Annotated in this window: 9 protein-coding genes, 1 tRNA gene and 3 pseudogenes; 8 read left to right on the forward strand and 5 right to left on the reverse strand. The window is 68.8% G+C overall.

Annotated elements, in window-relative coordinates; translation table 11 throughout:
- The first annotated feature begins 259 nt into the window (after positions 1-259).
- A pseudogene (locus ACFYR3_RS27055) lies at positions 260-2,124 on the forward strand (N-acetylmuramoyl-L-alanine amidase).
- A 146-nt stretch (positions 2,125-2,270) separates the two neighbouring features.
- Here the strand turns inward: ACFYR3_RS27055 and ACFYR3_RS27060 are convergent.
- Together ACFYR3_RS27060 and ACFYR3_RS27065 are read right to left on the reverse strand one after the other, a co-directional pair.
- Complete coding sequence (locus ACFYR3_RS27060) at positions 2,271-3,002, reverse strand: RDD family protein (RefSeq protein WP_389284898.1); 732 nt, start codon at positions 3,000-3,002, stop codon at positions 2,271-2,273.
- 34 nt (positions 3,003-3,036) lie between these two features.
- Complete coding sequence (locus ACFYR3_RS27065; protein ID WP_389284899.1) at positions 3,037-5,511, reverse strand: hypothetical protein; 2,475 nt, start codon at positions 5,509-5,511, stop codon at positions 3,037-3,039.
- 859 nt (positions 5,512-6,370) lie between these two features.
- On the opposite strand from ACFYR3_RS27065, the pseudogene ACFYR3_RS27070 reads away from it, so the two are divergent.
- Together ACFYR3_RS27070 and ACFYR3_RS27075 are read left to right on the forward strand one after the other, a co-directional pair.
- Positions 6,371-6,926 (forward strand): annotated as a pseudogene (locus ACFYR3_RS27070) (tyrosine-type recombinase/integrase); the annotation flags it as partial.
- Positions 6,927-7,274: 348 nt separating this feature from the next.
- Entirely contained in the window at positions 7,275-7,607 is a 333-nt protein-coding gene (locus ACFYR3_RS27075; protein WP_355841210.1) for a hypothetical protein, read from the forward strand.
- 133 nt (positions 7,608-7,740) lie between these two features.
- Here the strand turns inward: ACFYR3_RS27075 and ACFYR3_RS27080 are convergent.
- A pseudogene (locus ACFYR3_RS27080) lies at positions 7,741-7,899 on the reverse strand (ISAs1 family transposase); the annotation flags it as partial.
- Positions 7,900-7,937: 38 nt separating this feature from the next.
- Between ACFYR3_RS27080 and ACFYR3_RS27085 the strand changes: the two are divergent.
- Together ACFYR3_RS27085 and ACFYR3_RS27090 are read left to right on the forward strand one after the other, a co-directional pair.
- On the forward strand, positions 7,938-8,567 hold the full coding sequence (locus ACFYR3_RS27085) for a lactococcin 972 family bacteriocin (RefSeq protein WP_355841208.1): 630 nt from the start codon (positions 7,938-7,940) through the stop codon (positions 8,565-8,567).
- Between the two features lie 215 nt (positions 8,568-8,782).
- Complete coding sequence (locus ACFYR3_RS27090) at positions 8,783-9,277, forward strand: hypothetical protein (RefSeq protein ID WP_355841206.1); 495 nt, start codon at positions 8,783-8,785, stop codon at positions 9,275-9,277.
- Positions 9,278-9,478: 201 nt separating this feature from the next.
- Here ACFYR3_RS27090 and ACFYR3_RS27095 read toward each other — a convergent pair.
- A tRNA-Thr gene (locus tag ACFYR3_RS27095) sits at positions 9,479-9,552 on the reverse strand.
- Positions 9,553-9,791: 239 nt separating this feature from the next.
- On the opposite strand from ACFYR3_RS27095, the gene ACFYR3_RS27100 reads away from it, so the two are divergent.
- From ACFYR3_RS27100 to ACFYR3_RS27110, 3 genes are all read left to right on the forward strand, one after another.
- Positions 9,792-10,928: a sn-glycerol-3-phosphate ABC transporter ATP-binding protein UgpC gene (locus ACFYR3_RS27100; RefSeq protein ID WP_355841204.1), complete on the forward strand. Its 1,137-nt coding sequence runs from the start codon at positions 9,792-9,794 to the stop codon at positions 10,926-10,928.
- 245 nt (positions 10,929-11,173) lie between these two features.
- The gene (locus tag ACFYR3_RS27105; RefSeq protein ID WP_355841202.1) at positions 11,174-11,623 is read left to right on the forward strand and encodes a hypothetical protein; all 450 of its coding nucleotides are present in this window, start codon (positions 11,174-11,176) and stop codon (positions 11,621-11,623) included.
- Positions 11,624-11,808: 185 nt separating this feature from the next.
- Positions 11,809-12,540: a nucleotidyltransferase family protein gene (locus tag ACFYR3_RS27110; protein WP_355841200.1), complete on the forward strand. Its 732-nt coding sequence runs from the start codon at positions 11,809-11,811 to the stop codon at positions 12,538-12,540.
- 214 nt (positions 12,541-12,754) lie between these two features.
- Here the strand turns inward: ACFYR3_RS27110 and ACFYR3_RS27115 are convergent, their stop codons facing one another.
- A complete protein-coding gene (locus ACFYR3_RS27115; protein ID WP_389284925.1) occupies positions 12,755-14,458 on the reverse strand; it encodes a DoxX family membrane protein in 1,704 nt (567 codons plus the stop codon).
- Between the last annotated feature and the right edge of the window lie 99 nt (positions 14,459-14,557).

A 14,557-nucleotide genomic window follows, 5' to 3' on the forward strand; every position in this document is an offset into this window, starting at 1 on the left:
TCGAGGGCAAGGACGGCCGGGCCGCTGCGGACGGCCAAGGGGCTGACCAGCGCCAACGCGTGACACATCGCCATCGCAGTGGTCTGCGTCACCACAGCCTGTTGGCCTGTGACGTTCGCCGGACGCGGTGCGCTGTAGAGGGCGGCTGCCTGTGTGACAGGTGTGCCTCATGTGACTATTTTTCTGTGGCCTTTGTGGGCCTTCTAGGGGTGGATACGTCGTGGGTCGTCGTACATCGCATGTGTACAGACCGCTGAGCATGAAACGACGGGCGTGGCTGACGCTCGGTGCGCTGGTCCTGGGAGGCGGGGGTGTGGTGACCTACGCCGTCGCCAGCCCGTCCTCCGATCCTGGCGCGGCCCGCCGGGCCAAGCGACCGGCGAAGGTGTACGACCTCGCGCTGAAAGGCGGCACAGGCGACAAGCGGGAGCTGCCGCGCACGGACACTGAGCAGTTCTCGATGCTCGGCGTCTCCTGGACGGGGGCGGCCAAGCGGCTCGACGGCACGGCGCAGGTACGCACCCGCAGCCTCGAGACCGGCCGGTGGAGCGCCTGGCAGGACCTCGAACTGAACGTCGACCCGCTGGAGCACCCGGGCGCCGGAGTTCGCGGAGCCTCCGAGCCGCTGTGGGTCGGCCCCTCCGACGGCATGCAGGTGCAGGTCGTCCGCAAGAACGGCGCCGGCAGCTCCGCTCTGCCCAAGGGGCTCGAGGTCAACCTGGTCGACCCGGGTGTGCTGACCGACGCCGAGACCAAGGCCGGCGGCACCGCAGCCGAGCGGGCCGCGTTCGTCGTCGATGAAAGTCCCGGCGCCACGGCGTCCGCGCCGACCGACGGCACCACCGACGGCACCACCGTCACGCCGACGGACGGCCAGACCACCACGTCCCCGGCTGCGACGGACACCCCGCCCGCAGCCACCGACTCCGTCCCGCCCACCGCGTCGGCGTCCCCCACGGACTCCGTCCCGCCCTCTGACTCGGCGTCCCCCACGGACTCCGTGTCGCCCTCGCCGAGCACGTCGTCCAGCGCGCCGCCCCCGGCGCCGCCGTCCACCGTGCCCGAACCGCCGATCGTCTCGCGCGCCGACTGGGGTGCCGACGAGTCGATCAGCCCCGAGGCGCCGGAGTACATCGCGGACGTGAAGGCGGTCTTCGTCCACCACACCGACGGGGCCAACGACTACTCCTGCGCCGACTCGCCGTCGATCATCCGGAGCATCTACGCGTACCACGTCCAGGTCAGCGGCTGGAAAAACATCGGCTACAACTTCCTCGTCGACAAGTGCGGCACCATCTTCGAGGGCCGCAAGGGCGGCGTCGACCTCCCGGTGTTCGGCGCACACACCTACGGCTGGAACCGGGAGTCCGCAGGGATCGCGGTGCTCGGTGGGCCGGCGCCACCCTGGCCCTGGGCAGCCACACCGTCGCCGTGCGGGCCGTGCACCAGTCCGGCAGGACCGCGACCAGTGCCGCGCTGACCGTCGTCGCCGAGACGACCGCACCGACCTTCACCACCAACCCGGGCCTCTCCCTGCGCTCCGGCACCGTCAGCACCAGCGCCATCCCCGTGGCTCTCGGCTGGAAGGCCACCGACGACAAGGCCCTGCGCGAGGTGAAGCTGCTGTCCCCCACCACCGCCGGCTTCGGCCCGACCACCACCACCTCCAACCAGACCGCCAAGTCCGGCACCGCCACCACATGGTCGATGCGGGCCTACGACTACGCCGGCAACTACCGCACGGCCTCCCCCTCGTACACCCCGGTTGTGCTGCAGGAGACCGCCGCCACGAAGTCCGGCAGCTGGACCACCCGCTCCTCCACCAGCTACCTCGGCGGCCAGTCCTACTCCAGCAGTTCCAAGGGCGCCGCCCTCACCTGGACCTTCACCGGCCGCTCCGCCGCGTGGGTGGTCTCCCGCGCCGCCACCTCCGGCCAGGCCTACATCTACGTCGACGGCACCAAGATCTCCACCGTCGACCTGAAGTCGTCCACCACCCAGTACCGGCAGGCGATCTGGACCAAGACCTGGTCCAGCAGCGCCAAGCACACGATCAAGATCGTCGTGGTCGGCACCAGCGGCCGCCCCACGGTCACCACCGACAGCCTCGTCTACATCAAGTAACACCGAAGGGACTGCGCGCGGGCCGTGTTCGAAGGCATGGCGGGCGTCGACGAGATCCGTCAGGACGACATGCCGCGGCTCAGGATTCGTACGACCAGGACGTACCGATCTGCCGGTACGTCCTGGTCGGGCAGCGGGGCCGACGCTCAGACGGTGCGCCTGACGACGACCGAGCCGGCCATGGAGTCCACCAGGCTCTGCTTCTCGCTACCGAAGATCTTGAACAGATTGACCCAGGCGGCGATGGTCAGCGTGATCCCGCTGAGGAAGCCCATCACCACGCCGGCCAGCAGGAAGTTGCGGACGAACATGTCGCCCCAGGTCAGCCGGACGCCGGTGTCCTTCTTCACTATGGTCAGGCCCATGATCTTCTGGGCCGGGTTCGCCGCGTCGGTGGACCAGGTGACCATGGCCCAGACCAGCCAGCCGATCCCCAGGGTGACCACTATCAGCAGCAGGTTCAGCAGGTAGGCACCGAAACGCGCGCCGGCGCCCACGCGCAGCTCCTTCGGCACGGTCTGCGTGACGTACACGACGTAACCCGGCCCCGGTGCAGGGACAACGGGCGCGGCGTATCCGGCGGGCGCGGCATAACCGGCGGGCACGACCGGAGCGGGCCCGAAGCCCGGCGCCTGCGTCGGGGCCGGCCCGGTCGTGGCTTCGGTCGTGGCTTCGGTCGTGGCTTCGGTCGTGGCTTCGGTCGCGGTGTCAGCCGGAGCTCCGACGGGTGTCTTATCCATGTTCATGGCATTACTCCTCAAAAGGTCGACATATTCAGGGGTTTGCGGAAAAAGCTGCTTGCGGTACGGCTCCGGCGGACGCGGCGCGGTGTGCGGTGCGGTGCGGCGGGATCTCGCCGCACCGAGTCCCTCGGCCATCAGCGGGAGAGGACCCGATCACGGCCGGATCCGATCACCATCCGTAGTCGTAGCCCGAGTCGAAGGTCACGGTGGTCGTGGTGCCGGAGAGATCGACGGTCGCCGAGAAGGACTTCGTGCAGGTGTCCTTCTGCTTCTCCTTGGCGCCGGCCCAGTCGTCGACGCTGACCCAGCTGACCTTGAGGTCCAGTTCGCCGGTGACTGTCACGGTTCCGTCCTCGGCCAGCTCGGCCGCCGGCACCGGCTCGGACTGCTGGGTCCAGTGGACGTCCTCGACCTCGTCGAGCGAGGAGTACCAGCCGTCCGGACTCATCGGGCAGTCCTCGGGTTCGAGGGTCGTACTCCGCTCCGCGCACTGCGCCAGCTCGGTGACCACGGCCTCCCGCGCGGCCTGCTCGCCCTCATCGGTGAGAGCCGCGTCAAGGTCGTCGGGGGTTTCGCTGCCGCCGGGATCCACCATGACCGAGCCGCCGCCACTGGCGGCGACATAGCCGGAGTTCACGCCCTCGACGGTCACCATGCCGGGATAGACAGCGAGTTCGGCGGTGCCGTCCTTCAACGGCACGGACACACCACTCACCTTGGCCTCGCTCAGCAGCGGAGACGCCGTCACATCGACCCGCGCCAGGCCGCCCGAGACCTTCCAGCGCCGCCACAGACCGAGGTGCTCGTCCTCTTCGTCGGTGACCAGTCGCAGCGAGGTCTCGCGCTTCTCCCCGCCCACCGAGTAGGTGACGGTGGCGGTGGCCGTCGTCCCGGACTCGTCCACCTCGTCGACGCTCACATCGGTCAGCGGGGCGGCCTTCCGCTGGCCGTCCAGCGCCGCCTGCGTCAGCAGCCGGCCGGAGGGCGAGCCGTCGAGCAGTTCCAGGGCGTCCTCGGCACGTCCGTCCGCGACGGCCTGCATGTAGTCCTCGGCAGCCGCCTTCGGGCCGTAGACCTGGGAATCCACGACCGCCCAGGCAGCCGTGCCGCCACCGCCGAGCACGACGGCGACGATCAGGCCGACACCGGTGAACCGTGCCCACTTCGCGTCGGTGGCCAGCGGCTCGGTCAGCGCGCCCGTCAGCCGGGGCGGCACCGGGCGGCCCTTGCGGTGCGCGGCGTCGGCGAGCAGCGCGGCCCACTGCGGGTGCACGGGCAGGCCGGGCATCCGCAGCACCCAAGTACCCGCGGCGGGGAAGACGCTCAGCAGCGGCCTGGTCAGGAACTGCGCCGCGACGAGCAGCAGCCCACCCCACAGCAGCGCCACGAACAACGTCCCGAAGACACTCAGGCCGAAGGACACCGAACCGTGCGCACTACCGCTGGCGCCGAGGGGCCCCACCCCGATATCGACGCCCCCGTCGACATCGGCCTTCAGTCCGGACACGATGCCGAGCGGCATCCACAGCACGGCCATGGCGGCCGCGAACCTCCACAGGGTGCTCAGCATCCGCTCCCGGGGGTCGTGGGCGAGCGCGTGACGCACCGCCGTAACGACCACCACCAAGGCGACGAGAAGCAGCAGCAGATAGGCGGCACCGGGCATGTTGCCGGTGAACAGGCCCGCCTTCACGTCCTTCAGCCGACTGGTGTCATCGCCGCCGAGGACGGACTGGATGCCGGCGGCGCCGTTCAAGGAGCTGCCGGCTGTCACACCCATGGCCACACCGGTCAGCCAGACCGCGGAGTTGATGAAGGTGAGCAGCGAAAGGCCGAATGCGGCACCGGCGTTCAGGTCACCGGTGTCGCCGAAGACCGCGAAGCCCAGCACCGTCAGGGCGCCCAGGCCGAGCAGCACCGCGCTCACGGTGCCCGCGGCGACCATCGGGGACCGCCAGTCGCGCAGCCGGCCGGCGAATCCGCCCGGCAGCGCGCCCAGGGTGCCGTGGCGAACGGCGGCCCGGGCGGCGAAGTCGGCGAGGAAGACGAAGACGACGGTGTACGGGAGGAGCGGCCACACGGCGACGCCCAAGTCGACCGACACCGGCCCGAGTTCCTCGGTCTTCATTCCGAAAACGGAGGAGGAGTGGGTGGCCAGAGTTAGAACGCTCATGGCGAGGGCGTAGACAAGGGCACCGGTGGCGGACCGGCCCGCCACGCGGGCCCAGGTGTCCGCCGCCGCCCGCCGCTCGCCACGCCGGGCGAACCACCACACCGCGAACAGGGCGGTGCAAGTGAACAGCAGCAACTGCAGGGTGAGGCCGATCTCCGCTTGACCGGCGAAATCCCCGGGCATCAAGTCGCCGAAGCCGCTGCCCGATTCGGATTCCCCACCCCCCTCGACCGTCAGGCCCAGGGTGCCCCGAAGGGCCAGTCCGGCCACCCACACCGCGGCCGTCAGCCAGTCGGCGACCGTGCCGGTGTTCCGCTCGGGCAGGAACTGGGCGGCGACGGCGAGGACGACGAACAGCAGGCCGAGCTGGCTCCCCAGAGCCGACAGGGCGCTGACGGCCGCGGCCTTGGCGGACTGCGCGTCCGGCCGGACCTGGCTGAACCATGCGGCCGGACGACCGGAAGCGGTCACACCGGACTGCCCGGGTGCCGACTGAGGCACGGCCGGGACCTGCGAGTTCCCCGGCGCGGGCGGTGCGGACGGAATCGGCGGCATCGGCGCAGTTGCCGACGGAGCTGGCGCGACCGGTGCCCCGCAACGGCCGCAGAACGCGTGACCTGCGGCTATCGGTTCAGCGCAGGACGGACAGGTACTCATTTGCTTCCCTGAAGGACGGGCGGCCCGGGGGGCCTACGGGTGGAATCGTGCGAACTCCCCCGACCACCCGGACACATCACGGGGCCGGGCGCCGGTTGGGGGACCCGACATTCGGCCTGCGGTCTGCTGATGCGACCGCGCCATGAGCGCCGAACCGACAAGGACGTTCTTCACGTTGTGAAGATCCCGTGGTTTATGCGTGGAGCAATTGATAGCAGCCCAGAGTGACTCATGCAATATGCATGAGTCACCGCGGCAGCGCTGACCGGCGGAAACGAAGCGCCAACCCCCCGACGGAATCCGCCTGTCGGCACGACCACGCCCCCGCAAAGGCGTTCACATGTCCGCCCCCACGACATGACGCACCATCACCCGACCGTCCCGATCAACCACTTGGCGTGCGTGACGAATCACCCAGAGCGACGACGATCACGCGATCCCCTGGCCCTGGCTTCCCCGGCACAGCTGGGCCCTGGCCAATCGGCACGGTCACCACCGATGGCGGCTTCCCCCTCCAGGACGGCCCGGGTCCACCCTCGACCCTCTTCCGAGCCCATGAATCTGCAGCGGCACGGCACCAACGCGTGTAGCGGACTCCTGAGAGGCACCCCGAGCCCACAGAAAAGACAAGTCCCGATGAGCACCGCGCTCCGAGCAACGGACCAACTGCTCTGGCGTCGGAATGGGATTCCGGCAAGGGGAAGTACTCGGCTTCCGGTGGCCGTACGTCGACCTCGATGGCGGGACGTTCCACCCTCAGTGGCAGTTGCAGCGCCTCACCTGGCGCCACGGCTGCAAGGCCCCACACGCGTGCGGCGCACGGCGCCGTATTCACGCGCCCCGGCGGCCGACCGCTCGACCCCCGAGCCGACTGGGAGGAATTCAAGGAGCTGCTTGCCGATGCAGGCATCGACGACCGCCGCCGCTACGACGGGAGCCGTCACACGGCCGGCACGATTCCGAATGAGCTGGGCGTGGACATGGTCACCATCATGGAGATCCTCCGGCACACGCGGATCAGTCGGACGCGGCTGCACGTGAAGGGGCGCTCTCACCTCTGGAAGGACGCCATGCGCCGCACGGGAGACACCTTCATGCCACCGCCGGAAGCCCCTCGCGAGACCGCAACCGAGACCCCGGACAGCCGCATGACCCGCGCCAAGCACCGCCGCGTCCGCCGAACGCAGAAGCCCGGCTCAGACACCGTCCGAGCCGGGCTTGAAAAGTGAGCCCCCTGTCGAACCGACGACCTACCGGGTACAAGTTGTCCGAGCTTGGCCCGAGGGCATCCGTACGCCTCCGCGCCCGTTGCCGCACGTTGACGGACGGTGCGGGTCCCCGTGGATTCAGCGACTTCGGAACCATGCATGCGGCGATTGGGTCTCATCCCTAGACGATTCAGCAGTGGGGGGACGACGTTGGACGCCAACACAGGCACTGCTATCTGCGCGACCCTGATAGCCCTCGGCTCATTGTGGATCAGTCTGGTTCAGACAAGAGCCGGCCGAGAACACAACCGACAGTCAGTACGGCCCCTGCTGCAGTGTCGGACGGTCAGGGCAGGCTATACGGACGACGTGGCCCGCCTTGAGGTCATCAATGCTGGTATTGGACCGGCGATTGTGACCAAGACCTTGGTGGTGCTCGACGGGGAGGCCATCGGGCCCTGGGACCTACAGACCTACCGCAGAGTGGCTCAGCCCCTCCCGTTTCATCCGAAGGTAATGACTCTGGTCGAAGGTACAGCTCTTGTTCCGGGGCAGAAGAGCTACCTGTTACACATCGACGAATGCAACGGAGATGAGCCCAGGTGGTTTTGGGAACTCATCTCCCAAAGAATGCTCATCGAGATTCATTACGAGTCTCTTTATGGCGGAGAAGACTTCATAGTTCGGTCGGCTCGATTGTGATGCGCTGTGCACTGGAGAGCACTTCGGAGGTTGGCGCCTCGTCCTCAAATCCGTGATGCGCCGACCCCGTATACGGCTGGAGCCCGGCCACCTTGAGGCACAGGGCCCGGCATTCCCCCTTGAATGTCCCGGTTCATGGCGATTTCGCGATGCCGTAGAGGGCGAGGCCTTGGTGTCGGTCGGTGTGGGCGCGTCGGGCGGAGGCGACGTTGACGTGCCCGGCCGGCTTGAGAGCACCACGGATCAGGTCGCGGACGGCGGCCAGGACGGCGGGGGTGTTATGGGCCCTGACGACACGCGTGCCGTGGCCGCGCATTCATGGCCCCGCCCGTGAATACCACCGCCCGGACAACGGTTTCAGGCCGTGCCGGGGCCGTAAAACGGCCAAGCCTTGACCACCACAGCGCCCTCATAGAAGATCCCTCCGAAGCCCCCGATAGCGGGGAGCGGAGAAGGGGTAACGTGAAAGAGTTTGGAAAGTTAATACTTTTCGGCATTTCGGGCGCCGCGCTTGCGGTTTCCAGCTTTGCCACCCCGGCGGCGGCCTACGGCCCTCAGGGCGGAACCGGTACCGGCGATACCGTGGTTGAGGCCGGCGACGGCCTCATACCTGGGCAGCCCATCACCCACAAGAGGGGTGACGGCGTCAACCCGCCGGCGGAGCTGGGTGACCCCTCCGAGTGGGGCGTGGTAAAGCTGGAAATCAATGAATCGGCCGCTCAGCTGAGAGGGAATACCTGCGAGAATGTGACCCATGGCAAGTGGTGCTATGGGGACGATCTGGTGTCGGATGGAAAGAAGTGCTACTCGAACTACATTGCGGATGTGAAGCACAAGACAACGGTCAGGGTCCGGAACATCGACCATTCAAGTGGCTGGGTGGCGAAGGGGGAGACTTCCTACGCCAACACAATAAATGGTGCGGCATACACTTGCTATGCCTATTACAGTAATGCATAAATGTGTCCACCGTGATGAGGGTTGACCTCCCTCGGGTGAGGCATTACTCCGGGCGCACACGGGCCCGGAGTAATGCCACATCAGGGCTGGAAGGGGAGAGAGTGAACTTTTGGGGTGCTCGGGCCGCGTCGTTTGCGGTGCCACTCGGGCTTGGCTTGTTGCTCGGCCTGATAGGGCCTACCGCTGAGCATTGGGGCGGCAGTCCGGGTGCGGCCATGGGCGCCGTTTTCACCGGTGGGTGGCCGTGGGCCTGTTACCCGTTTCTGGTGGGCTATTTCCGCCGATCCAAAATCGAATCGGTTGTTCTCGCGCCTCTGGGACTGGCTATCGGCGTCGTGACCTACTACCTGACCAAGGGAAACCTGGCCTCCCTGGGTGGACTGGATTCCTCAGGTGCGGGATCATCCGGAATCGCCCTCTGGGGTGTGCTGGCATTCCTCTTCGGAGCACCCCTTGGACTCCTGGGGAACCTCGCACAGGTGCCGGGCATCGGCGGCCTGTTCTTCCGGCTGCTTATTCCCCTGGTGGCCTTTTATGAGACTTCCATGCGTCTGGAGATGGAGTCGCGCGGGCCGAGTCAGGTTGTTCTGGGTACCTGGACCACCGTTCGGTTCACGGCTGTTGCCGTTGCGGTCGCTCTGGTGGGCCACACGGTCTGGGGTTGGTGGAGGTCTCGCCGTATTCGTTCCGCCGGGGTGGGCGTTGGCTAGTCGCGTGATCCTGTCCATGTCGGTTCGAGTGGACTTGATGACAGCTTGCCGGGACGCAGCCATGGCAGGGCCCCGCCGGAAGCCCCTGGTGAGACCACACCTGAGACCCCGGACAGCCGCGCGGTCCGCGCCAAGCGCCGCCGCCGCGTCCACTGAACGCAAAAGCCCAGCTCAGACACCGTCTGAGCTGGGCCGAAGATGAGCCCCCTGTCGGATTCGAACCGACGACCTACGCATTACAAGTGCGTTGCTCTGGCCATCTGAGCTAAGGAGGCCTGCCGCGCGCGCGGGGCGTGCGTGCCCGTGCAGTGTACCCACGTCGCAGCGGGGCCCTGTCGAGAGTTTCCGCGAACTTCACCGGTGCCCGGGTGCTGACAGAACACATGAACGCCAGGTAGCGTCCTGACCCAGTTCACTCATGTGGACTACACCACTATGGGCGTTTCCATAGTGGATCACCACCTTTACAACGGATCGTCCGGCACGTTCCTGCCGGTGAAGGGGGCCCATCACCATGGCCACTGTCTCGTTCGACAAGGCGACCCGGATCTACCCGGGTTCCGAGAAGCCCGCCGTCGATGCCCTGGAGATCGACATCGAGGACGGCGAGTTCCTCGTCCTCGTCGGTCCCTCCGGCTGCGGCAAGTCCACCTCGCTCCGCATGCTCGCGGGGCTCGAGGACGTGAACGCCGGCACCATCCGCATCGGTGACCGCGACGTCACGCACCTGCCGCCCAAGGACCGGGACATCGCGATGGTGTTCCAGAACTACGCGCTGTACCCGCACATGACCGTCGCCGACAACATGGGCTTCGCGCTCAAGATCGCCGGCGTCAACAAGGCCGACATCCGCCAGAAGGTCGAGGACGCGGCGAAGATCCTCGACCTCACCGAGTACCTCGGCCGCAAGCCGAAGGCCCTCTCCGGCGGTCAGCGCCAGCGTGTCGCCATGGGCCGCGCGATCGTGCGTGAGCCCCAGGTCTTCCTCATGGACGAGCCGCTGTCGAACCTCGACGCCAAGCTCCGCGTCTCCACCCGTACGCAGATCGCCTCGCTCCAGCGCCGCCTCGGCATCACCACGGTGTACGTCACCCACGACCAGGTCGAGGCCATGACCATGGGCGACCGTGTGGCCGTGCTCAAGGACGGTCTGCTCCAGCAGGTCGACTCGCCGCGCAACATGTACGACCGCCCGACCAACCTGTTCGTCGCCGGCTTCATCGGCTCCCCGGCCATGAACCTGATCGAGGTCCCGATCACCGACGGCGGCGTGAAGTTCGGCAACAGCGTCGTCCCGGTCAACCGCGAGGCCCTCAAGGCCGCCGCCGACAAGGGCGACCGCACGGTCACCGTCGGTGTGCGCCCTGAGCACTTCGACGTGGTCGAGCACAACGGCGAGGCCGCCAAGTCGCTCTCCAAGGACACCGAGGACGCCCCGGCCGGCCTCGCCGTCTCGGTGAACGTCGTCGAGGAGCTCGGCGCCGACGGCTACGTCTACGGCTCCGCGAAGGTCGACGACAAGCTCACGGACCTCGTCGTCCGCGTCAGTGGCCGCTCGGTCCCGGACAAGGGCGCCACGCTGCACGTAGTGCCGCGTCCGGGCGAGATCCACGTGTTCTCGACCTCGACGGGCGAGCGCCTGTCCGACTGACGTCGGCCTGACGTCCGCGTCAGCCCGGCGGAAACACGCACCCCGTAAGGGTTGAATTCACTCAAGTTGACGAAGAGGGCCCCGCAGCAGGCTGCGGGGCCCTCTTCGTTGTCGACAAATACCCCGGCAGACCGGGCATTTCGATATGCGTGCGTCAACACGGCACCCTGAAAACGCCGCTTCCCCATCCCCCGAACCGGTGACTAAATGTCGCCAAATCATCACCCCGCGCTACCCTCACTCGCGTGAAGCACTCCACCACTAACCAACGGACCCGGCGTGGCCGTGGCCCCGCCCGCCGGATCGGCCGCACCCTCGCCCTCGTTCTGCCTGTCGTCCTGGTGCTCTCCGGGACTCTCGCGGTCACCCGAGTCAACTGGTCGGGGAATTCCTCGAGCTCGGTGCTCACCGCGTCCTCCGAAGACGTCTCGACGCGAGCCGTCGCCCGTGCCCCGCAGGACGTCCTGCGCGACACGCTTCTCCTGGAGCTCCAGGAGAAGAACCCGGGTGTGGCCCTCACCCACCTCCAGGAGGCGGTGAACGGCCGTCCGGCGCTCGCGAAGCACTGCGCCTCCATCGCCCGCGCCCTGGGCCGCGCCGCGGTCCGTGTGTACGGACCGACCCGCGCCCAGTCCTTCGCCCGGCCCGTCTGCGACACGGCGTTCGCCTCGGGGGTCGCGGCCACCCATTTCTGAGGTCACCGCCCCGTCCCCGGGCGGGCTCCCCTCGGAGACCACAGCTCCCTCCGAGGGGTACAGCCCTTCGGGGCCGCCCGCCCCACAGCGTCGTGAATCGGCCGATTCCGGGCCGCCCGGTAACAGCTGATTAAGGAACGGTTGCCGCAGGAGGCCGGGTGCGGGGCGCCACGTACAGTTCGGGCATGACCGATCCGAACGCCGCGTCGCGCCCCGTTCAAGCCGTTGTCCTGGCCGGCGGCCAGGGTTCCCGGCTGCGCCCCTACACCGACGACCGGCCCAAGCCGATGGTCGAGATCCCCGGCACCGGGACACCGATCATCGGCCACCAGCTGACCTGGCTCGCCGAGGAGGGCGTGACCGACGTCGTCGTCTCCTGCGGTCACCTCGCCGACGTCCTGCAGAAGTGGCTGGACTCGGCCGACCTCCCGCTCAATGTCACGACGGTCGTCGAGACGGAGCCCCTCGGCCGCGGCGGCGGCCTCAAGTACGCCGCGGCGCACCTCCCGCACCCCGACCTGCCCTGGTACGCGACGAACGGTGACATCTGGACCCGTTTCTCGCTGCGCGACATGGCGGACTTCCACGCCGAGCGCGACGCGGTCGCGACCCTCGCGCTGGCCCGCCCCCGCATCCCGTGGGGCGCCGTCAAGACGGACGGCTTCGGTCACATCACGGACTTCATCGAGGCCCCGCCCTCCACGTTCGAGATCAACGCGGGCGTCTACGTCTTCTCCCCCGAGTTCACCGAGATGCTCCCCGAGCGCGGTGACCACGAGCGCACCACCTTCCCCCGCCTGGCCCGCGAACGCCGGCTGTCCGGCTTCCCGATCCCGCAGGGTGCCTACTGGCGCGCCATCGACACCGCCAAGGACCTCACGGAAGCGGCGAAGGAGCTCGCGGCCCTGGGCCGTTAGAGACCGTCAGAGACCCGTCAGAGACCCGTCAGAGACGCTCTCCCGGCTCTACGGGAGCTCCCGACGCACGACCGCCTCAGGGCCGCGCACGCAACACGACGGCAGGGCCCCGCGCACTTGCGTGCGGGGCCCTGCCGTCGTTGCGCGGGGCGAGGGTGTCAGCCCGGCTGAGCACCCACCAGGCGGTCGATCCAGCTGACCACCCGCAGGGCGATCAGCCCAGCAGACCGCCCACCAGGCCCGGCTGGCCGGTGGACGAACTCCCGCCGGTGGAGGTGCCGTTCGCGGCGCCCGTACCACCGGTGCCGCTGCCGCCACCGCTGCCGCCGGTCGCCGTGCCGCCGCTGCTGGTGGGGCCCGCGCTGGTGCTCGGGGCCTGGTCGACCGGCGCGGAGTGCTGGGGCGGGGCCTGGCCGCTGCCCTGGGTCTGGCTGGGCTGCCCGGCGCCGGTCCGGCTGGTCTCCTGGGTCGCGCCCGGCGTACCGGCCGCCTGCGACGGGGGCGCTGAGCTGCTCCGGCTGGGCGCCACGGAGGCCGACGGGGTGGCCTTCTGATGCCGCTTGCCGGGCGTCTCGGGGAGCGGGGAGCCGGGCAGTTCGTTGCGCGGGGCCTCGCCGGGTCCGGGGACGACGATCCGGCCGGAGTCGCGGACGGCGCCGCCGAGGAGCGAACCGATGAGCAGGGTCAGTCCGGCGACGACGGCCGTGAGCAGCGCGCCACGGCGCAGCACCCGGGCGCGCAGGTCCCAGATGTCGGCGCGCGGCCCGAGCCTGCGCCAGGCCTCACTGGCCAGCCGCCCGTCGGCGGAGTAGACCGGGGCGCCCGCGATGATCAGCGGGGACCAGGCGGCGAGGTAGATGATGTCGGGCGCGTCGTACGCGGGAACCGTCTTCCAGCTGACCGTGACGATGAGCGCCGCCGACAGCATCGCGCCGACGACCGCGGCCACCCGCTGCCACAGCCCGAGGACGGTCAGGACGCCGACGATGACCTGGAAGAAGGCGATGACGAGCCCGGAGCCGACGGGGTGCTGGAGCGCGAACTGCCGCAGCGGCTCGGCGACTTCCCACGGGTGCAGGGTGTTGAGCCACTTCACCATGGAACCGCGCTTGCCGCCGTCGAAGTAGACGGGGTCGCAGAGCTTGCCCATCCCCGCGTAGACGGAGATGAATCCGAGGAAGACGCGCAGCGGGAGCAGCACGACGCCGAGGTTCATCCGGCGGCCCGGGTGATAGGCCTGCCGGACCGGGTCGGAACTGCGCCGCCTGCCGGAGGCGTCGCCCGCCGTGTCGTCGAAGCCGTCGCCCTCGAAGCCGTCGTCCCCGAAGTCGGTGTCCGTGTAGGCCTGTTCGTCGTAGGCCTGTTCGTCGTAGGCACTGCCCACGCTGCGCATCTGCGGCAGCAGCCGCTGCTCTTCACCGAGAGGGGCACGCTGGCTGCCTACGAGCGGCGTCTCGACCGTGTCGACGGTCAGATCGCCTGCGTAGCCCGGCTGTTCGCCGATGCGCGGGATGACCTGGGTCGAACCGGCGGCGGCCGTCGGCCGGGTGGAGCGGTGGGTGAGGCCCGCGCTCCGTACGGCCTGGAGCAGGCGGTGGGCGCCGGTGTCGTCCGGTGCGGACTTCCCGCTCCAGACGACGGGGGCGCGGCGGCGGGCGCCGTCGGCCGGACCGGCCCCGCCCGCTCGGCCCGGCGCACCTGCGCCGGGGATCCGCGCGGCGTCGCCGGGAGAGCCCAAGTGCCGTGCGATACGCGGGGACTGGCCGCGCGACGCACCCGCCAACTGGACGCGGAAGCTCGCATGATTGACGATGACCTGCGCCGGATCGCTCGGCACCTTCACCATGCTCAGCGCGGGAACCTCGTCGAATCCCGACGAGCGGTCCCCCGTGGGTGTGCGGGGTGTTCTGGTGTCCACACTCATCTAACCGAGTGACGTGTGGTTAGGACACTGCTTTGACCACGCCGAACTGTCCGGACCGCGTCAAGATCGTCCAGAACATCCCGATTGCCCCAC

Source organism: Streptomyces sp. NPDC005784, assembly GCF_042871525.1.
GTDB lineage: Bacteria > Actinomycetota > Actinomycetes > Streptomycetales > Streptomycetaceae > Streptomyces.